General features: G+C 72.0%; 15 protein-coding genes. 8 read left to right on the top strand and 7 right to left on the bottom strand.

Annotation, left to right across the window (positions count from 1 at the left end):
* Positions 1–7 precede the first annotated feature (7 nt).
* Positions 8–208: a ferredoxin gene (locus tag ACGFW6_RS03755; protein ID WP_393505069.1), complete on the top strand. Its 201-nt coding sequence runs from the start codon at positions 8–10 to the stop codon at positions 206–208.
* A gap of 80 nt (positions 209–288) precedes the next feature.
* Here ACGFW6_RS03755 and ACGFW6_RS03750 read toward each other — a convergent pair whose 3' ends face one another.
* Positions 289–843, bottom strand: coding sequence for a TetR/AcrR family transcriptional regulator (locus tag ACGFW6_RS03750; RefSeq protein WP_393504297.1), 555 nt, complete (start codon positions 841–843; stop codon positions 289–291).
* Positions 844–950: 107 nt separating this feature from the next.
* Here ACGFW6_RS03750 and ACGFW6_RS03745 point away from each other — a divergent pair, with 107 nt between their 5' ends.
* The 3 genes from ACGFW6_RS03745 to ACGFW6_RS03735 all read left to right on the top strand — a co-directional run bounded on the left by ACGFW6_RS03745 (position 951) and on the right by ACGFW6_RS03735 (position 3,046).
* On the top strand, positions 951–1,418 hold the full coding sequence (locus ACGFW6_RS03745; RefSeq protein WP_393504295.1) for a nuclear transport factor 2 family protein: 468 nt from the start codon (positions 951–953) through the stop codon (positions 1,416–1,418).
* Between the two features lie 13 nt (positions 1,419–1,431).
* A complete protein-coding gene (locus ACGFW6_RS03740; protein WP_393504293.1) occupies positions 1,432–1,980 on the top strand; it encodes a flavoprotein in 549 nt (182 codons plus the stop codon).
* 97 nt (positions 1,981–2,077) lie between these two features.
* A complete protein-coding gene (locus ACGFW6_RS03735; RefSeq protein ID WP_393504291.1) occupies positions 2,078–3,046 on the top strand; it encodes an aldo/keto reductase in 969 nt (322 codons plus the stop codon).
* A gap of 61 nt (positions 3,047–3,107) precedes the next feature.
* Here the strand turns inward: ACGFW6_RS03735 and ACGFW6_RS03730 are convergent, their stop codons facing one another.
* Entirely contained in the window at positions 3,108–3,929 is an 822-nt protein-coding gene (locus ACGFW6_RS03730; protein ID WP_393504289.1) for a phytanoyl-CoA dioxygenase family protein, read from the bottom strand.
* Between the two features lie 63 nt (positions 3,930–3,992).
* Here ACGFW6_RS03730 and ACGFW6_RS03725 point away from each other — a divergent pair, with 63 nt between their 5' ends.
* Positions 3,993–5,000, top strand: a complete 1,008-nt coding sequence (locus ACGFW6_RS03725) for a helix-turn-helix domain-containing protein (RefSeq protein WP_393504287.1) — start codon at positions 3,993–3,995, stop codon at positions 4,998–5,000.
* Positions 5,001–5,349: 349 nt separating this feature from the next.
* Positions 5,350–7,983 (top strand): ricin-type beta-trefoil lectin domain protein, encoded by a 2,634-nt coding sequence (locus ACGFW6_RS03720; RefSeq protein ID WP_393504286.1) that lies wholly within the window; start codon positions 5,350–5,352, stop codon positions 7,981–7,983.
* 9 nt (positions 7,984–7,992) lie between these two features.
* On the opposite strand, the gene ACGFW6_RS03715 is transcribed toward ACGFW6_RS03720, so the two are convergent.
* On the bottom strand, positions 7,993–8,679 hold the full coding sequence (locus ACGFW6_RS03715) for a DUF4232 domain-containing protein (RefSeq protein ID WP_393504284.1): 687 nt from the start codon (positions 8,677–8,679) through the stop codon (positions 7,993–7,995).
* A gap of 32 nt (positions 8,680–8,711) precedes the next feature.
* Positions 8,712–11,096 (bottom strand): SpoIIE family protein phosphatase, encoded by a 2,385-nt coding sequence (locus ACGFW6_RS03710; protein ID WP_393504283.1) that lies wholly within the window; start codon positions 11,094–11,096, stop codon positions 8,712–8,714.
* Between the two features lie 190 nt (positions 11,097–11,286).
* Between ACGFW6_RS03710 and ACGFW6_RS03705 the strand changes: the two genes are divergently transcribed.
* On the top strand, positions 11,287–14,385 hold the full coding sequence (locus ACGFW6_RS03705; RefSeq protein WP_393504281.1) for a glycoside hydrolase family 2 TIM barrel-domain containing protein: 3,099 nt from the start codon (positions 11,287–11,289) through the stop codon (positions 14,383–14,385).
* Between the two features lie 201 nt (positions 14,386–14,586).
* Complete coding sequence (locus ACGFW6_RS03700) at positions 14,587–16,830, top strand: glycoside hydrolase family 9 protein (RefSeq protein WP_393504279.1); 2,244 nt, start codon at positions 14,587–14,589, stop codon at positions 16,828–16,830.
* A gap of 76 nt (positions 16,831–16,906) precedes the next feature.
* Here the strand turns inward: ACGFW6_RS03700 and ACGFW6_RS03695 are convergent, their stop codons facing one another.
* The 3 genes from ACGFW6_RS03695 to sigJ form a co-directional block, all read right to left on the bottom strand.
* Positions 16,907–17,701, bottom strand: coding sequence for an acyl carrier protein (locus ACGFW6_RS03695; protein ID WP_393504277.1), 795 nt, complete (start codon positions 17,699–17,701; stop codon positions 16,907–16,909).
* Positions 17,702–17,842: 141 nt separating this feature from the next.
* Positions 17,843–19,327, bottom strand: coding sequence for a cytochrome bc complex cytochrome b subunit (locus ACGFW6_RS03690; RefSeq protein ID WP_393504275.1), 1,485 nt, complete (start codon positions 19,325–19,327; stop codon positions 17,843–17,845).
* Positions 19,324–20,256, bottom strand: coding sequence for an RNA polymerase sigma factor SigJ (sigJ, locus tag ACGFW6_RS03685; protein ID WP_393504273.1), 933 nt, complete (start codon positions 20,254–20,256; stop codon positions 19,324–19,326). Before sigJ ends, ACGFW6_RS03690 begins: the two co-directional genes overlap by 4 nt.
* Positions 20,257–20,401 lie beyond the last annotated feature (145 nt).

Here is a 20,401-nt window from a genome sequence, read left to right as displayed (position 1 = left end):
AGGCCATATCCACATCGACATCGACCACGACGTCTGCGTCGGCGCGGGTCAGTGCGCCCTCGCCGCCCCGTCCGTGTTCACGCAGGACGACGACGGGTTCAGTGCCCTGCTCCCCGGCCGGGAGGACGGCGGCGGCGACCCCATGGTGCGGGAGGCGGCCCGGGCCTGCCCGGTCAGCGCCATCACCGTGTCCGAAGGGGGGAGTTGACGGCAGGCGCCCCGTCGGGCGCACGCGCGCGTGGGCGGGTCCGCAGCCGGTGCGGACCCGCCCGCCGGCGGACCCGCCCCTCAGCGCGCGGCCGCCATCAGGGCCCGCGCGGCCTCCCGTGCCTCCGCCGCCGGCCGCGTACCGCCCGTGATCCCCGCCGTGACCATCGCCCCCTCGGCCAGCAGATACAGCGGCCCGGTCAGCGCGTCCGGCAGCCCGGCGCCGGCCACCAGTGAGCCGAGATAGTCGCGGAACGCCCGCTTGTGCGCCCGGACCTGGTCCGCCACCCGCTCCGAGCGCGCGCCCAGCTCGCCGTAGGAGTTGATCCAGGCGCACCCGCGGAAGCCCTCCTCGGTGAACCACTCCTCCAGCCAGTCGAAGACGGCGAGGATCCGTTCCTCCGGGTCCGGCTGCCGCTCCCCATGCGCGGCGAGATCGCCGCGCCAGCGCACGTCGCGCCGCTCCAGATACGCCTCGACCAGCTGCTCCTTCGCCGGAAAGAGCTGGTAGAGCCGCTTGAGCGAGACCCCGGACGCGCCCCGGATGTCGTCCATGCCGACGGACTGGATGCCGCGCCCGTAGAACAGCGTCTCCGCTGCGTCCAGTGCCTGATCCCGGGCGGTTGCGCTGTCCATGTACGACCTCTCCTTGACGCGAGAACGAGCGTTCTCCTACGGTAGCAGTCAGCGAGAGAACGCACGTTCTCCCGTTGGCCCACCGCCGACACGGCCCGGAGGATGACATGACCGACCGCCCGCCCCTGCCCCCGTTCACCCGCGAGAGCGCGGCACAGAAGGTGCAGGCCGCCGAGGACGCCTGGAACACCCGCGACCCGCACAAGGTGTCGCTCGCCTACTCGGAGGACTCGGTCTGGCGCAACCGCGACACCTTCGTCACCGGACGCGCGGCGATCGTCGAGCTGCTCACCGCGAAGTGGGCGCGCGAGCGGGAGTACGCGCTGCGCAAGGACCTGTGGGCCTTCGACGGCGACCGCATCGCGGTCCGCTTCCAGTACGAGTGCCAGGACGCCGACGGGCAGTGGTGGCGGTCCTACGGCAACGAGCTGTGGGAGTTCGACGAGCACGGTCTGATGACCCGCCGCGAGGCGAGCATCAACGACGTGCCGATCGAGGAGAAGGAGCGCCGCATCTTCGGCCCGCGACCGGAGAACGAGCGCGGGCTGACCTTCCCGGTGCACCAGGCCGGCTGAGTAAGGTTCCCGGGTGACCGAACAAGCCCGGAAACCCTTCCTCTACGTCGTCGTCTGCGCCGCCGGGATCGCCGTGGACGTCAGCAAACTGATCGGCGCCGCGCAGGAGCGGGACTGGGAGGTCGGCGTCATCGCGACCCCGGTCGCCATGAACGGCTTCTTCGACACCGCCGCCGTCGAGGCCCTGACCGGCCGCCCGATCCGCTCGGCGTGGCGCACCCCCGCAGATCCACGCCCCTTCCCGCCGCCGGACGCCGTCGTCGTCGCCCCGGCCACCTTCAACACGATCAACAAGTGGGCCGCCGGCATCTCCGACACCCTCGCCCTGGGCACCCTGTGCGAGGCGTACGGGCTCGGCGTCCCGATCGCCGTCCTGCCCTGCGTGGCCGACGCGCTGGCCGCCCATCCCGCCTACGGCGACAGCCTGATACGGCTGCGCGGGATGGGCGTGCGCTTCGGTGATCCGTACACCGGCGAGGCCGGGGAGGACGGCAGGCGCCCGGAGTTCGGCTGGGAGCGGGCGCTGGATCTGCTGGAGAGCGGCCCGGCGGCCGCCGGTTGACGAGATCCGGTGGGGCGCCGCACCGGGAATCGGCCCGGAGCGCGGACCACGACGTACGCTCCCCAGGTACCCCACCCCGAAGGCAGGAGCAGCAACGATGCAGTACGTGAAGCTCGGTTCGACGGGCCTGGACGTGTCGCGGATCTGTCTGGGCTGCATGACCTACGGGCTCCCGGACCGCGGCACGCACGAGTGGACCCTCGACGAGGAGGCGTCGCGGCCGCTGATCCGCCAGGCGCTGGACGCCGGGATCAACTTCTTCGACACCGCCAACGTCTACTCCGACGGCACCAGTGAGGAGATCGTCGGCAAGGCGCTGCGGGACTTCGCGAGCCGGGACGAGATCGTGCTCGCGACGAAGGTCAACGGCCGGATGCGGCCGGGCCCGAACGGCGCCGGGCTCTCCCGCAAGGCCATCATGACGGAGATCGACCACAGCCTCGCCCGCCTCGGCACCGACTACGTCGACCTCTACCAGATCCACCGCTTCGACCCGCACACCCCGGTCGAGGAGACGATGGAGGCACTGCACGACCTGGTGAAGGCGGGCAAGGTCCGCTACATCGGGGCGAGTTCGATGTACGCCTGGCAGTTCTCCAAGATGCAGTACACCGCCGAGCGGCACGGCTGGACCAGGTTCGTCTCGATGCAGAACTACTACAACCTCCTCTACCGCGAGGAGGAGCGCGAGATGCTGCCGCTCTGCGCCGACCAGGGCGTCGGCGTCCTGCCGTGGAGCCCGCTGGCCCGCGGCCGGCTGACGAGGGACTGGGGCACGGTCACGGACCGCAGCGCGGGCGACGACTTCGGCAGCCGTCTGTACGTCGACAGCGACCGGGTCGTCGTCGACGCCGTCACCCGCGTGGCGGACGATCGCGGTGTCCCGCGCGCCCAGGTCGCCCTGGCCTGGCTGCTGCACCAGGACACGGTGACGGCCCCGATCATCGGCGCCGGCCGGCCGGGCCACCTCGAGGACGCGGTGGCCGCGGTGGAACTGGAGCTGAGCGAGAAGGAGTTGGAGGAGCTGGAGCGGTCCTACGCTCCCCATCCGGTCATCGGCCACTGAAGCGCCCGAGGGGCGCGGGGAACCGCGCGACCGGCCACCTCGACGGTCGGCAGCCGGCGCGCTAGTGGGGCCCGGACGGCGCGAACTCGGTGCCGCACGGCCCCGCCCCCTCGCTCTCGGCCAACGGCACACGGTCGCCGCTCATCGAGAGCGTCCGGTAGTACGGCCCGATCCGCTCGGCCGAACGCCCCACGTAGTGACCGATGAACGACCGGCGGAAGCGGTCCCGCGTACGGTTGGGCTGCGAGCCGTGCACCAGACTGCCGTTGAAGAACAGCACGTCTCCCGGCCGCATGTCGACCGGCACCGCCCGCAGGCCGGGAGGCGGTGCCACGTACTCCCGCGCGAAGGACACCTCCTCGTCCGCGACCTCCGGGCAGAACAGGTCCATGGCGTGCGTGCCGGGGACGACCTCGAGCCCTCCGTTGTCCCGGTCGATCACATCGCAGGCGATCCACGCCGCCACGCATGTGCCCGGCTCGACCCGCAGATAGAAGTTGTCCTGGTGCAGGGCCTGCCCCCGCGCGCCCGGCGGCTTGAAGTAGAACATGCTCTGCGCGGCCAGCACCTCCTCCCCGAGCAGCACCTCCAGCACGCCCCGCAGCCGGGGATCGAGCAGCACCCGCAGCGACAGGTCGTCGATCTCGTGCGGCTGCATCACCCGCGGGTACACCCGCAGCGGATCGCGCGTCCGCGGCCGGGGCTCGAAGTGCCCGGGCACCGGACCGGCCGCGTGCAGCGCGGCGAACCGCTCGCACAGCCGGGCGATCTCGTCGTGTCCGAACAGTCCGCGTACGACGGTGAAGCCGTCCTCGCGGAACTGGCGGAGCCCGGCCCCGGGCAGGATGGGAGCTCCGGCGGCGCCGATGTCCGTGGCTGTCATGCGTCCACTCCTCAGTCGGATGTCCCTTGCCTGTCACGCTAGGCCGAGGCACGTTCCAGGAGGATGACCGTGAGCGCTGACGGATTGCCCGAGACCGCTGCCGGGCCCGGTGTCCCCGCCCCGCCGCCCGGCCTGGTCGTGGTCGGGCACTTCGACCAGCCGCCCGGGTACCGGATCGAGCGGCCGCGCGGCGCGGACAGCTGGCTGTTCACCTGGACGACCGGCGGCCGGGGCCGGCTGCGGCACGGCGGCACCGAGGCGCGGGCCGGGGCGGGGGACCTGGTGGTGCTGGCGCCGGGTGTGCCGCACGGCTACGGCGTCGAACCGGGCGCGCCGCACTGGGAGTTCTGGTGGGCGCACTGCCAGGCCCGCCCCACCTGGCGGTCATGGCTGCGTCCTTACGACTCCGGGGAGGGCCTGTACGTCGTCACTCCGACGCCGGACACGGTCCACGCCCGTATCGGGACAGCGTTCCGCCGCATGCTCGCGGACGCCCGCTGGACCGGCACGGAGGCACCGCCCGCCCCGGCGGCGGAGGAATCGGCGGCAGTGGCGGAATCGGCGGCAGGGGAGGAGTCGGCGGCAGTGGAGAAACCGGTCGCGGCGGAGAAACCCGTCGCGCTGGTGGAGGAATCGGTCGCCGTGGCCCATGGCGCCGCGGCCCGCGAACTCGCCCTGTGCTCACTGGAGGAGGTCGTCCTGCTCGCCGCGGCCACCGCGCGGACGGCACCGGTCGGCCCCGGAATCGACCCCCGGGTGCGCCGGGCGCAGGCACTGATCGACGCCGACCCGGCCGCTCCGCACACCGTTCGGTCGCTGGCGGAGCACGTCGCGCTGTCGCCCTCGCGGTTCGCCCACCTCTTCACCGGGCAGCTCGGCCATGCGCCGATGCGCGCACTGCGCGAGGCACGACTGCGGCACGCCGCCCGGCTGCTGGAGAACACAGGGCTCTCCGTGGACCGGGTGGCGGCCGCCTCGGGGTTCGCCAGTCCCCCCCACTTCAACCGTGCATTCCGGGAGCGGTACGGCAGACCACCGGGCGCCTACCGGGCGGGGTGGTCCAATGGTTGACATCTCACTTGTGAAGGCCCGGTGAAGGCCGGTGTGCCCACATGACCAGGCATGAAAGTGACACGGGGCCTGTTCAATGGTTTGCGCCGCGACTCGCGACGCGATGAGTGAATACCGTTTCCAATTGTCCCGGCGATATTTCGAATGATCGAAGCGCGCTATTGACCACTCGTCAAATAGTGAGCGGCGCGGATGCAAAGCGCAAAAACAGCGGTCGCTTGTTCTCCGCCCCTGACCTGTGCAAAGGTGTGCCTCGCTCCTTTACGTCCCACGCTTCACAAGAGCTGCGCCGGAGCATACCCCTTGGTATGGACCTTCAATGCCGCATGCCCTCCGGAGGAATGCCGCCGTGCATGACGCAGGCCTGTCGAATTCCCCGAACGACGCCCGCATCTTTGAAGTCACGGACGCTCAACTGAGCGCCGAACTCAAGAAGTGGACGGGGGTGTCGCCGGCGCTGCACCCGGTCGGTGAACTTCTCGACCGGCACTGGGAGGCGGGTTTCGCCTATGCACGGCTGTGCACGGCGGACGCCCGGTCGGCGGGCATGCTGACCACCGCGGCGTTCACCCGGCTCTTCGGCGAGACCCTGCGGCACACCGGCCCGACGGCGGCCTGGCGCCCCCGACTGCTCGTCACCGTGCGCCGTATCGCGGCGGAGTGGGACACCGACCGCAGACGGGAACTGCTCCACCCCGAGCTGCGGTCCGAGGGAGAGGGCGCGGAGCGTGTGGCCGCCCGACTGCTGCCGCCGGCGGACCGCAGGCTGCTGTCCGGGGCCTTCCAGCGGCTTCCCCAGTCGGCCCGCTGCCTGCTCTGGCACACCGAGGTCGAGGCCGAACCGCTGTCCGTGCCGGCCGGCCTTCTCGGCCTCGACGAGGAGTCCGCGCGCCTCGAACTCGACCGGGCCCGCGACCGGTTGCGCGAGGAGTGCCTCCAGGTCCACCGCGAGCTCGCCCCGGAGCAGGAGTGCCGCCAGTACCTGCGGATGCTGGACGTGACCTACCGGCGGGGCGGCATCGACGTCGACCCCGATCTGGGCGCGCACCTCAACCGCTGCGCGCACTGCAGCGAGACCGCCGGCCAGCTCACGTTCTTCAACGAGGGGCTCGGCGTCGCGCTGGCCGAGGCGGTGCTCGGCTGGGGCGCCAGGGACTACCTCCTGCGGAGAGCCGGCCTGCTGGACGGGATGGCCGACGCCGAGTCGGTGGCGCCGCCCGCTCCCATGCCGGCGACTGCCGCGACGACGCGAATCGCGGGCGAGTCCTTCTTCGCGGACACCCCCGCGCCCCCGCCGCCACGCCGCGCCACCGCGCCCCCGCCGCCACGCCGCGCCCCCGCGCCGCCGCCGCCACACCGCGCCCCCGCGCCGCCGCGCCACGCGCCCGCCCCCGCGGCCGGGGGTACCGCGCCTGCGGCCGAGTCCTTCGCCCCCGCGGGGGAGTCCCTTCCTCCTGAGGCCGAGAACTTCGCAGACGCGGGCACGGGCTTCGGGCCCGCGGCCGAGGGCTTCGGGCAGGCAGGTGCGGGCTTCGGGTCGGCAGCCGAGGACTTCGGGCACGCGGGTGACGGATACGGGCCCACGGCCGAGAACTACGGGCGCGCAGGCGCGGGCTTCGGGCCCACGGCCGAGGACTTCGAGCACGCGGCCGACGGCTTCGGCGCCTCCGTCGAGGACTTCGGGCACGCGGGCGCCGGCTTCGGCCCCGCGGCCGAGAACTTCGCCCCCACGGCCGACGGCTTCGGCAACGTGGGCGAACCCTTCGCTCCCCACGCCGAGTCCTTCGCGCCTGCCGCCGAGGCGTTCGCGCCGAGGGGAGAGGCTTCCGCCCCGGGGAACCGGCCTTTCGCCGCCGCTGCGAACGCGTCCTTCGCCGCTCCCGCCACCCAGCCTTTCCCCACCGTCGCGAACCGGACCTCCCCCTCCGCCGACCCGCTCGCCTCACCCACGGAACCCGGCCCCCGAAGGTCACGCCGGGCCGCCCGCCGGACCGAGGCCGGCGCACCCACCGAAGCGGCCGCCGGCAACACCCGCACCTGCTCCGGCCGCGCCGCCCTCAAGGCGGCCCGCCGGGCCACCCGGCGCCGCAATCTCACCGCGGCCGTCGCGACCGTCAGCGCCCTCGTCGTCCTGCCCCTGGTCATCTGGTCCGTCGGCGGATCCGGCGACGACTCCTCGCCGGCGGCCGGCGACCGCCCCTCCGAGGCGCCCGACACCGGCCCGGGCACCGCCACCAAGAACCCCTCCTGGGCGGGCGCCGCCGAGGCGGCGAAGGGCGATCTGCGGGGCCGGCTGCACAACATCGGGTCGGGGCTGTGTGTCGGCATCGCCGGCGGCAAGGCCGTGGAGGGCGCGGAGACCGAACTCGCCAAGTGCTCCTCGACGCCCGGCCAGCAGTGGGCGTACGAGATGGACGGCCTGCTCCGCAGCGGCGCCGACCCGGGCCTGTGCCTCGACTCCCACCTCGGCTACTCGGTGCGGCTCGCCCGCTGCACGGGCACCACCGACACCGAGAACGACTACGTCCGCTACGACTTCACCCTCCAGGGCACCTTGGTGCCGCGCTTCGCCCAGGACCTGGCTCTCAGCCCCGCCGCCACCGACGGCTCGGGCGCCCTGGTCCTGAAGACCCGCGAGGACGACGGCGACGCCCAGCACTGGGTCATCGACACGTCGCAGACGGAACTCCAACTCGCCGTCGTCAACTGGGACTCGGCGGCCGAGACGCGGAAGACGGCCACACCGGCCCCGACCCCCACGCCCGAGGCGTCGCGGACGCCCCCGGCCACGCCGCCCCCCTCCGTGACCCCGTCGACCGCGCAGCCGGGGAGCGCGAGCGCTTCGCCGACCGACGACTCCTGCTCGTACGACCCGTACTCCTGCTCCTGGGACGGCGACGACGGCTGGTCGGGCGGCGGGTACGGCGGCGGCTACGGGGGAGGTTACGGCGGTGGCTACGGCCACGGCGGCGGCCGTCACTGAGCGGCAGGATCAGCCACCGGTGCCCGGCTGGACCACCGTGACGAACACCGACGACTCGTTCCCGGCCACGGGCACCTCACCGGCCGTCCACGCCACCTTCAGCGGATCCCGCTCGTCCGGCGGCGTCACGATCAGCGTCTGCGGCAGCGCCGTGCGCGCCCCGCTGATCTCGGGACTGGCGAAGGTCAGCCCCGCCCAGGCACTGCGGCCCGGCGTCAGCGTGACGGTTGTGGGTGTGTCGGGGGAGCGCTTCGGATCCGGGCCGAGCTGCTTGCCGGCGGCGTCCACGAAGGCCGCGCCGGGATAGCCCCGCACGGTGCACGTGTGGTCGCCGGTGTTGGTCAGCACGATCGGGAAGTTGCGCTGTCCCGCGCCAGGACTGGGACGGCCGATCGACGCGCGCAGCTGGGAGGTGTGGCAGCGCGTGCCGGGGCCGCCCGACTGGGTCGCGGGGCTGGTGGTGTCGACGGACGGCGGCCCGGTCGTCGCCGGTTCGCCGGACGTCGGCCCGCTCGGCGTGTTCCCGGTGCCGGTCGTGGCCGGCGCGGTCGTGGGGCTGCCGGTGCCGGCCGGGGTCTGGACGGCGCCCGTGGAGTCGCCGCCGCTGCCGCACGCCGTGAGCAGGCCCAGCAGCGCGACGGCGCTGACGAGGGGAGTCGCTCGGTGTAACGAGGGGAGTACCCGTGCAGGTCCCATGTATCACGACTCCCCGTTTTGACAGCGGCTACTCACTCCTCGTCGAGCAGCCCGATCTCCGCCCAGATGGTCTTGCCGTCCGTTGTGTGCCGGCTGCCCCAGCGCTGGGTCAGCTGGGCGACCAGCAGCAGCCCGCGGCCGCCCTCGTCGAAGGTCTTGGCGCGGCGCAGATGCGGTGCCGTGTGGCTGGTGTCCGACACCTCGCAGATCAAGGTCGTCGCGTCGTGGATCAGCCGGAGCCGGATGGGGTGGGTGCCGTAGCGGATGGCGTTCGTGACCAGCTCGCTCACCACCAGTTCGGCGGTGAACGAGGCCGAGCTGAGTTTCCAGACCTCCAGTTGCTCCACGACCTGCTTGCGGATGGGGGCGACGAGCGCCGGGTCCGCCGGGATGTCCCAGGTCGCCACCCGGGACGTGGGCAGGCCCTGGGTGCGGGCCAGCAGCAGGGCCACGTCGTCCGCGACACCGCCGGGCGGGAGCAGGACGTGCAGGACGCGGTCGCACGTCTCGTCGAGCGAGTCGGGCAGGGCCGACAGTGCCTCGCGCAGGAGCGCGTGGCTGGCGTCGACGTCGCGTTCCCGGGTCTCGATCAGGCCGTCGGTGTAGAGGGCGAGCACGGTGCCCTCGCGCAGTTCGATCTCGGCCGACTCGAACGGCAGCCCGCCCAGACCCAGCGGCGGTCCGGCCGGCAGCTCGATCTCCCTCGGCTCGCCGCCGGGCGGGACCATGACGGGCGAGGGGTGCCCGGCCCGGGCGAGTGTGCAGCGCCGGGAGACCGGGTCGTACACCGCGTACAGGCAGGTGGCGCCGACCTCGCCGGGCCCGGCCTCGGTGCCCGCCTCCTCGGACAGCCGTACCACCAGGTCGTCGAGGTGGGTGAGCAGTTCGTCGGGTGCGAGGTCGATGTCGGCCAGGGTGCGCACGGCGGTACGCAGCCGGCCCATGGTGGCCGACGCCTGGATGCCGTGTCCGACGACGTCGCCGACGACCATCGCCACCCGCATCCCGGACAGCGGGATCACGTCGAACCAGTCGCCGCCCACCCCGGAACGGGCCGCCGGGAGGTAGCGGGAGGCCGCTTCGAGCGCGGCGGTGCGCGGCAGGGAGCGGGGGAGCAGGCTGCGCTGGAGCGCGAGGGCGGTCTCGCGTTCGCGGGAGTAGCGGCGGGCGTTGTCGATGCAGACGGCGGCGCGGGCCGTGACCTCCTCGGCCAGCAGCGCGTCGTCGGGCGTGAACGGCTGGCGGTTCCGGAACCGGGTGAGGACGGCGACGCCGAGTGTGGTGCCACGGGCCCGGATCGGTACGGACATGGTCGTGTGGATGCCGTACTCGCTGATCCGCTCGGAGCGTGCCGGGTCCCAGGCGAGCCACTCCTCCAGGTCGCCGGTCGACATCGCCGCCACGATGGTGTGGCCCGCCAGGAGCGCGTCGGCCTGGGGCGACGGGGTGGGGTACACGTCGAGACGGCCGGGCTCGACCACCGCCTCGGGGCTGCCCGGATTGACGGAACTGTGCGCGGCCCGGCGCAGGCTGAGCGGTGCGGACAGGCGGCCGGTCGGGGCGTCGCCGCCGTGCTCCGGCGGATCCAGCAGATCGACGCTGACGAAGTCCGCCAGGGCGGGGACGCAGACGTCCGCCAGCTCCTGCGCGGTGCGGGTGACGTCGAGGGTGGTGCCGATGCGCACGCTCGCCTCGTTGACCAACTGGAGCCGTTCCTGGGCCAGGTACTGGTCGGTGAAGTCGTGCGCGGCGACGGACACGCCGCGCACCCGCCCCTTGGCGTCGGTGATCGGGGCCATCCGGGCCAGCCAGGCATGGGTGCTGTCACCGCCGACGGGCACGTACGTCCGTACGTCGGTGCCCCGGCCCGTGGTGAGCACACGCAGGAGCTGCCGCTCGATGTCGAAGCTCTGCCGGCGGCCCGTCAGCTCGGGCGCCCGCAGCCCGCGCACGTTCTCCTCGGAGAGGCGGAGGACCTCGGACATCACCGAGTTGATCCTGCGCAGCCGGAGCCGGTCGTCGTAGATCGCGATCGCGCAGGGGGACGCCAGCAGCCCCACCTCGTCCAGCGGGTCGCCGGGCGGACGCGGGGCGTCCTGCTCGATCGGCGTGACCACGAGCCAGTGCGGGGGACCGTCCTCTTCGGGCCGGACACGGTGGGCGAGCAGCCACACCGGCAGCGTGCCGCCGTCACGACGGCGCAGGGTGAGGACACCGTCCCAGCGGTCGCCGTCCGGGGTGAGGGAGCCGCGGTCGGCCTCGTCGGCCAGCAGATGCGCGGCCGGGCGCCCCACGACCTCGTCCGCCGCATGGCCGAGGAGTCGCTCGGCGCCGGCGTTCCACTCGACGAGCAGGCCGCTGTCGTCGACGACCGCCCGGGCCGTCGCGGCCTCGTCGAACGGATAGTCCGGGCTCATGGTCGCCACTCCAACGCGCACACACACGGTGAACAAGCGTGCTCACTCGGGCTCCAGCCTAGTGCTTCGGGGACATTCACGGAGCGAACCCGCGACCGCACTCTTGACTGCCACGCGGGCCGCGGCGTCAGAATCTGTTTGTTCACGATCAGTTATGAGTGCTTCTGGGCCCTGGTGAGGGAGTGCCGCCATGACAGTCTCACGAAGATCGTTACTGCTCGCCTCGACGGCCGCCCCGGCGGCCGGGGCACTGACGGGCATCCCGTCGGCACGGGCCGAGGAGGCCGCCGGCGCCGCGCCCGCGCGGCACACCGTTCCCCTGCGTGACGGCTGGCGCTTCGCCCTGGTGAACCCGGACGGCATCACCGACCCGACGGGCGCCTTCGCCGACGCCGCCGACCCCGGTCACGACGACTCGGGCTGGCGGCAGGTGGCGGTGCCGCACGACTGGAGCATCGAGTTCGCCCCGACCACCGACCACGGCACCACGAGCGGCACCGGCTTCTTCCCCGGCGGCCTCGGCTGGTACCGCGTCGCCTTCACCCTGCCGGCCGCCCTCGCGGGCAAGCGGATATCGGTGGAGTTCGACGGCGTCCAGATGGACGCGTACGTCTACTGCAACGGCGTCGAGGTCGGCCGCCACCCCTACGGCTACACCGGCTTCGCCCTCGATCTCACCGACCGGCTCCACACCGACGGCAGCACCGAGAACGTGCTCGCGGTCAAGGTGCAGAACCGTCTGCCCAGCAGCCGCTGGTACTCGGGCAGCGGCATCTACCGCGAGGCCCGTCTGGTCGTCACCGAGCCGGTGCACGTGGAGCGCTGGGGAACGTACGTCACGACACCGGATATCACCGCCGCCCGTGGCGTCGTCCGGGTGCGCACGTCTGTCGTGAACGCCACCGGCACCGGCACCGACGTCGAGGTCGTCTCGCGGATCACCGACCCCCGCGGCCGCACCGTCGCCCGTACGTCCTCCGTGATCGCCGTCTCCGACCGGGCGACCGGGACCCATGAACTCACCGTCCCCGAACCGAAGGTGTGGGACTTCGCCACCCCGCATCACCGCTACACCCTGAACACCGAGCTGCGCGTCGGCGGCAGGACGACCGACACCCACCGCACGGCCTTCGGGTTCCGCACCTTCCGTTTCGACCCGGACGAGGGATTCCACCTCAACGGCGTCCACCACAAGATCAAGGGCGTGGACCTCCACCACGACCTCGGCGCCCTGGGCGCCGCCGTGAGCATCGACGCGATCCGGCGGCAGATGACCATCATGAGGTCGATGGGCGTCAACGCCTTCCGCACCTCCCACAACCCGCCCTCGCCGGAGATGGTCCAGGTCTGCGAGGAACTCGGCATCGTGATGCTGGTGGAGGCGTTCGACTGCTGGCGGACCGGCAAGACGCGCTACGACTACGGCCGTTTCTTCGACGAGTGGGCCGAACGCGACGCCACCGAGATGGTGCTGGCGGCCCGCAACTCGCCCGCCGTCCTCATGTGGTCCATCGGCAACGAGGTCCCCGACTCCACGTCCACCGCCGGGCTCGCCATGGCCGATCGGATCATCGACGCCATCAGGGCCGCCGACGACACCCGCCCCCTGGTCATCGGGTCCGACAAGTACCGCCGGCTGCCCGCCGAGGGCTCCGCCGCCGATCTGATGCTGGCCAAGCTGGACGGCCTCGGCCTGAACTACAACACGGCCAAGTCGGTGGACCAGCTGCACGCCGCCTACCCGCACCTGTTCCTCTTCGAGTCCGAGTCGTCCTCCGAGACCTCCACGCGCGGCACCTACCAGGAGCCCGAGCACCTCAACACCGGCGAGAACCACACCCCCGGCCGGCGGGCCACCTCGTCGTACGACAACAACCTCGCCTCGTGGACCATGAGCGGCGAGTACGGCCACAAGAAGGACCGCGACCGCAAGTGGTTCACGGGGCAGTTCCTGTGGTCGGGCATCGACTACATCGGCGAGCCCACGCCGTACGACGTCTTCCCGGTGAAGGCGTCCTTCTTCGGCGCGGTCGACACGGCCGGCTTCCCCAAGGACATGTACTACCTGTTCCAGAGCCAGTGGATCGCCGAACCCATGGTCCATCTGCTGCCGATGACCTGGAACCACCGGGAGGGCGACACGGTCGAGGTGTGGGCGTACTCCAACGTCGACACCGTCGAGCTGTTCCTCGACGGCGAGTCCCTCGGCACGCGCACCTTCGACACCAAGAAGACCCTCGACGGCCGGGTCTACCTGGAGACCACCGAGGCGACCGGCGACGACAAGACCTTCAGCGACGGCCCCTACCCCGGCAGTTACACCAGTCCCAACGGCAGCGCGGGCAAACTCCACCTCACCTGGAAAGTGCCGTACCGGCCGGGGGAGTTGAGGGCGGTGGCCCGCCGGGGCGGCCGGACGGTCGCCACCGATGTGCTGCGCACGGCCGGCCCGGCGCGGGCCGTACGCCTGTCGGCGGACCGCGAGTCCCTGGCCGCGGACGGCCGTTCCCTGCTCTTCGTGACCGCCGAGATCGTCGACGCGCACGGCGTCGTGGTGCCCGACGCCGAGCACCTGATCTCCTTCGGCGTACGGGGCGGCTCGCTCGCCGGCCTCGACAACGGGCGCCAGGAGAGCGCCGAGCGGTACCGGGCGAGCACGCGTACGGCCTTCCACGGCAAGGCGCTGGCGATCGTCCGCTCGGGTACGCAGGCCGGCACTCTGAAGGTGACCGCACGGGCCGAGGGCCTGCGGGCGGGTGTCCTGACCGTGCGGACGACGCCGGCGGGACCGGCCGCGCTCACCCCGGCCCAGGCCTTCGAGCCGGATCACCCGACGCCGCCGAACTACCCCTGTGCGGACGCCAGTTACTCCGGACGGCCGGACACCCTCCCGGCCGCAATGCTGGACGGCGACCCCGCCACCGGCTGGTCCAACGGCTTCACCAAGGCCGCCACGGCGCTGCTGCCCGCCTTCCACGGAGCCCGGCGGGAGGACTGGGTCTCGGTGGACTTCGGCCGGGCACGGAACCTGGACCGGGTGGAGGTCTCCTTCACGGTGGACGCCACGCACACGCTGCCGACAGCGGTCGTGGCAGAGGTGTGGGACGGCCGCGGGTATGTGCCGGTGCAGGGGACGGCCGTGGATTGGGCCACGACCTCGGATGCCCCGACGGTAGTCACCTTCGAGTCGGCACGGGGCTCCCGGCTACGACTCACCCTGACCAGCGCCTATCCGGGGGAGGCGCGAGGGGCGATACGCATCAGCAGGCTGGAGGCACCGGCCACCTGACCCACGTCACGGTCCGGGCGCCCCCGCGCCCCCGAAGGGGCGCGGGGAACTGCGCGACCGGCCACAACGGTGCCGCAGCCGGAAACCGCCCGTCCTGACCGTTGACGTACTGTCATGTCGCCAACAAACATGGCCTGCGTCCGCATCTGGGAGCGCTCCCACCGTCGAGCGCCACCCGCACCTCCCCAGAGGAGCCCAGCTGTGAAACGCCGCAGAACCACCCTGCTGACCCTGTCGGCCCTGCTGGCCGCAGGCCTCACCGCACTTCCGGCAGCCCCCGCCGGCGCCGAGGAGGTCGAGCAGCTCAAGAACGGGACGTTCGACAGCACCACCGACCCGTGGTGGGCCACCGGCAACGTCACCGCGGGCCTGTCCGAGGGCCGGCTCTGCGCCGACGTGCCCGGCGGCACCGCCAACCCCTGGGACGCGGCCGTCGGCCAGAACGACATCACGCTCGTGAAGGGCGAGTCGTACCGCTTCTCCTTCACCGCCGACGGCTCGCCCGAGGGCCATGCCGTGCGCGCGATCGTCGGCCTGTCGGCGGCGCCGTACGACACCTACTTCGAGGTCACCCCGGAGCTGAGCGTCTCCGGGAACTCCTACGCGTACACCTTCACCTCACCCGTCGACACCCCGCAGGGCCAGGTCGCCTTCCAGGTCGGCGGCGGCGCGGACGCGTGGCGGTTCTGCATGGACGACGCCTCGCTGCTGGGCGGTGTCCCGCCCGAGGTGTACGAGCCCGACACCGGGCCCCGCGTGCGGGTGAACCAGGTCGCCTATCTGCCCGCCGGACCGAAGAACGCCACGCTGGTCACCGACGCCACCGGCAGGCTGCCCTGGCAGCTGAAGAACGCCGCCGGGACCGTCGTCGCCCACGGCTGGACCGTCCCGCGCGGCACCGACGCCTCCTCCGCGCAGAACGTCCACTCCCTCGACTTCGGCGCCTACCGCAAGCAGGGCGAGGACTTCACGCTGGTCGCCGACGGAGAGGTGAGCCGACCCTTCGACATCGGGACGGCCGCCTACGAGCGGCTGCGGCTGGACGCCGTGAAGTACTACTACACCCAGCGCAGCGGCATCGCGATCCGCGACGACCTGCGCCCGGGCTACGCCCGCCCCGCCGGACACGTCGACGTCGCACCCAACCAGGGCGACGGCGCGGTGCCCTGCCGGCCCGGCGTGTGCGACTACGAGCTCGACGTGAGAGGCGGTTGGTACGACGCGGGCGACCACGGCAAGTACGTCGTCAACGGCGGCATCTCCGTCTGGGAGCTGCTGAGCACCTACGAGCGCGAGATGCTCGCCCGCACCGGCGAGCCGGAGCGGCTCGGCGACGGCACGCTCGCCATCCCCGAGAGCGGCAACAAGGTGCCGGACATCCTGGACGAGGTCCGCTGGGAGCTGGAGTTCCTGCTGAAGATGCAGGTCCCCGCGGGCCGGCCGCTGGCCGGCATGGCCCATCACAAGATCCACGACGAGCAGTGGACGGGCCTGCCGCTGCTGCCGAGCGACGACCCGCAGAAGCGTGAACTGCACGCGCCGTCCACCGCCGCGACCCTGAACCTGGCGGCGACGGCCGCACAGGCGGCGCGCCTCTACAAGCCCTACGACCGGCAGTTCGCGGCGAGGACGCTGGCCGCCGCCCGCACGGCCTGGTCGGCGGCGCTCGCCCACCCCGACCTGTACGCCTCGGAGAGCGACGGCATCGGCGGCGGCACCTACGCCGACAGCGACGTCAGCGACGAGTTCTACTGGGCCGCGGCCGAGCTGTATCTCAGCACGGGGGAGCGGGAGTTCGCGGAGCATGTGCTGAACTCGCCCGTCCACACGGCAGACGTCTTCGGCGCCCTGGGCTACGACTGGGCCCGGACGGCCGCCGCGGCCCGGCTGGACCTGGCGACGGTGCCGAGCAGACTGCCCGGCAGGGACAAGGTCCGCCAGTCCGTGATCCAGGGCGCCGACCGCTACCTCGCCACGCTGAAGGCACAGCCATACGGCATGCCGTACGCCCCCGACGGCAACCTCTACGACTGGGGCTCGAACCACCAGATCCTGCACAACGCCGTCGTCATCGCCGCCGCGTACGACATCAGCGGGGCCTCGAAGTACCGTGACGGCGCGGTGCAGAGCATGGACTACCTGCTCGGGCGCAACGCGCTGAACATCTCGTACGTCACCGGCTACGGCGAGGTCAACTCCCACAACCAGCACGCCCGTTGGTACGCCCACCAGCTCGACCCGGACCAGCCGAACCCGCCGGCCGGCACGCTGGCGGGCGGGCCGAACTCGAGCATCCAGGACCCCTACGCGCAGAGCAGACTCCAGGGCTGCGTGGGTCAGTTCTGCTACATCGACGACATCCAGTCATGGTCGACGAACGAGCACACGATCAACTGGAACTCCGCCCTGACCCGGATGGCCTCCTTCGTGGCGGACCAGGGGTGAGGACCGGGCCGTGACGGACGGGAGGCCCGCTGCCGGCCGGTGCGGCAGCGGGCCTCCTCGTGCGCCGGGTGCCGGGTCACGGAGTGACGTTCTTGACCGGCAGGTTCTTGCTGGCGCCCGCCAGGTAGTAGTCCCCCGGGGCCGAGAAGACCACGAACTCGTTGTCGTAGTCGCGGATCTTGGCGCGCACGGTGAAGTTGCCGCGCGCGTCGGTGGTCGTCCGGGCGTTGTAGGAGCTCTCGTAGTACGTCCGCAGGAACACCCGGGTGCCCGCGATCGGGCCGTGCCCGGCCGGCCAGGCGACCCGGCCCTTCACGACGAGGGTGTCACCCTCGCGCACGGTGGTCCTGTTCACCCGGTAGCTGATGGCGCTGGTCACGGGCTGCACCTCGACCACGGTGTCCGCGAACGCCATGTGGTTGTCGGTGGGGTCGGTGTCGTGGATCGCCCGGAACATCACCTGGTGACGCGGGAACAGGTAGGGGCTGGGCTGGTCCTCGACGCGGTCCGCGGGGACGTCCTGGAGGGTGAAGCGGCCCTGGGAGTCCGTGCGGACGGTGCCCAGGTCACGGGTCTCCCACTCGGTGGGGTCGATGGGATCGCCCCACGGGTTCCAGGTGTCGAACAGCACCGACTCCTCGAGCCGGACGGGGGCGTCGGCCACGGGAGAGCCGTCGGTGCGGGTCAGGGTGCCGGTCAGGTCGACCGTGCGATGGGTGTAGTCGGTCGTGGCGGTGTCGCTGTCGAGCGTCACCGTGTAGTCGTCGCCGTCCGCCGCGTGGGCGGACGGCACGGCGAGGAGGCCGGCCAGGGCGGCGGCCAGGGCGAGAGCGGCGGCGGTCGGCCGGGTGGCCGTTGAACGCTTGTGCACGTGAACTCCGTTGGTGAGGTGAGCCGTTGGGGTGCCCGGAACACCAGTGGTGTCGGTATCGGGTCTGACCGCGGGACCTCACCCGGGGTTGTAGGGGCCGCATCGCCGATACGGCTCCGGTACACGTCGTTCGACCGCGCTTCACCGGGGGTTGCCCCGCGGTTCGTGCTCCACGAGCTCGCCGGCCCGGCGATGCGCGGTGAGCGTGTGGAGCTGTGCCCGGCTCAACGGCTCGTGGACCTCGACGTACTCGCCGTGCGGAAGGCGCTTGATGACCCCGGTCTCCCGGCCGTGCAACACCCTTTCCCTGTCCCGGAGTTGAAGACCCAGACAGATCCGGCGGGTGACGACGAACACGACCGCGGGGACGGCGAAGACGGCGACGCGGACCGCCCAGGTCACCGTGTTGATCGACAGATGGAGCCGGGTCGCCACGATGTCGTTGCCGCCGCCCGCGAGCAGCACCAGGTAGAGGCTGATCCAGGCCGCGCCGATCCCGGTGCGCACCGGACGGTTGCGGGGGCGGTCCAGCAGGTGGTGCTCCCGCTGGTCGCCCGTGACCCGGGCCTCCAGGAACGGGTACACGCCGATGAAGACCAGCAGGAGCGGGAAGACCACGACCGGGATCAGCACCCCGAGGACGAGTGTGTGGCCCCACAGCGTGATCTCCCAGCCCGGCATGATCCGCACGAGTCCCTCGGCGAAGCCCAGATACCAGTCCGGCTGCGCGCCGGTGGAGACCTGATCGGCACGGTAGGGGCCGTAGGACCAGACCGGGTTGATCGTCGCGAGGGCCGCCATCAGGGCGAGGGCGCCGAAGACCAGGAAGAAGAAACCGCCCGCCTTCGCCAGGTACACGGGCATGAACGGCGCCCCGACGACATTGCGTTCGGTGCGCCCGGGGCCCGCGAACTGCGTGTGCTTGTGGTACACGACCAGCAGGATGTGCGCGACGACCAGCGCCGCCATGATGCCGGGGATCACCAGGATGTGCAGCGAGTAGAAGCGCGCCACGATGTCGTGGCCCGGGTACTCGCCGCCGAACAGGAACATCGACAGATACGTCCCGACGACCGGGACGGACAGCAGCGCCCCGTTCACGAACCGCATGCCCGTGCCCGACAGCAGATCGTCCGGCAGCGAGTAGCCGAACAGGCCCTCGAACAGGCCGAGGAACAGCAGGGTCCAGCCGAACAGCCAGTTGATCTCCCGCGGTTTGCGGAACGACCCCGTGAAGAAGTGCCGCATCATGTGCGTGAGCATCCCGGCGACGAAGACCAGCGCCGCCCAGTGGTGCACCTGCCGCATCAGCAGGCCGCCGCGCACGTCGAAGCTGATGTCCAGCGTGGAGGCGTACGCCTCCGACATGCGGACGCCGTTCAGCGGCACATAACTGCCGTGATACGTCACCTCGTTCATCGACGGATGGAAGAACAGGGTGAGGTACACGCCGGTCAGGATCAGCACGACGAAGCTGTACAGGCAGATCTCGCCGAGCAGGAAGGACCAGTGGTCCGGGAACACCTTGCGCAGATACCTGCGGCCCAGCGTGTGGATGCCGAGCCGGCCGTCGAACCAGTCGGCGACCCGCTCCCCAGTGCCGGGCCGCTCCCGGGTGCCGCTCATGCCTGCCCCCGGTGCACATGTGTGAGCTTGTCGGGGTTGCTGACCACGTAGACGCCCGACACACGCTCGCCGTCCGGCGTGAGGTCCAGGACCAGCACGGCGTACGGCTCGTCGCCCTCGAACAGCACCGCCGCGTCGTCGCCGTTGACCCGCCGGTGGCGCAGCTCCAGGTGGGCGCCTCCCGCGCCGCCCCGGCGCGCGAACGAGTCGAAGAGCCGGACCGCCTTGTCCCGGCCGTGCACGGGACGCAGCCCCGCCCGCTTCCGCTTGCCGCCGCCGTCCGTCCACACCGTCACGTCCGGCGCGAGGATCTCCATCAGCTCGGCGATGTCCCCGCCCACGGCGGCCCGCACGAACCGTTCCGTCGCCTCCCTCCGCACCCGCGGATGCGCCTCGTACAACGGCCGCCGCGCGTGCACGTGCTCGCGTGCGCGATGCGCCAGCTGCCGTACGGCCGCCGGACTGCGGTCGATGATCTCCGCGATCTCCTTGTGCGGGTAGCCGAACACCTCGTGCAGCACGAACACCGCGCGCTCCAGCGGGGTCAGCGACTCCAGGACCACCAGCATCGCGAGCGACACCGACTCGGCGCGCAGGGCCGGGTCCTCGACGCCGACCGGCTCGCCCTCCGTGACCAGCGGCTCCGGCAGCCACGGGCCGACGTACGTCTCGCGCCTGCGGCTGATCGCGGCCCGCCGCGTCAGGGCGTGGTTGACGGCGATCCGCACCAGATAGGCCCGGGGGTTCTCGACCCCGTCCAGCGGAGCGCCGCCGCCCCGTGCCGTCCACGACAGCCAGGTCTCCTGCAGGACGTCCTCGGTGTCGGCGACGCTGCCGAGCATGTTGTAGACGACGCCGAACATCAGCTCACGGTGCTGGACGAAGACGACGGTCGCGTCGTCGGTGACGGTTGCGGGGATGTCGGACATGCGTGGGGCCTCCCGGTACGCGCTCACTACTGCGAGGGCCGGAGCGGGCCGGAATGTGACATCCCACGGTTGAATGTGACCCACGTCTCGGCGGGAACGGCGGCCCGGCCGCTCGGCCCGGAGGGCTGGTTCAGCCGCCCCGGTA

Source organism: Streptomyces sp. Y7, from assembly GCF_043195415.1.
GTDB lineage: Bacteria > Actinomycetota > Actinomycetes > Streptomycetales > Streptomycetaceae > Streptomyces.
The sequence above is the reverse complement of the archived record's forward strand: the minus strand, read 5'-3'. Positions and strand labels throughout refer to the sequence as shown.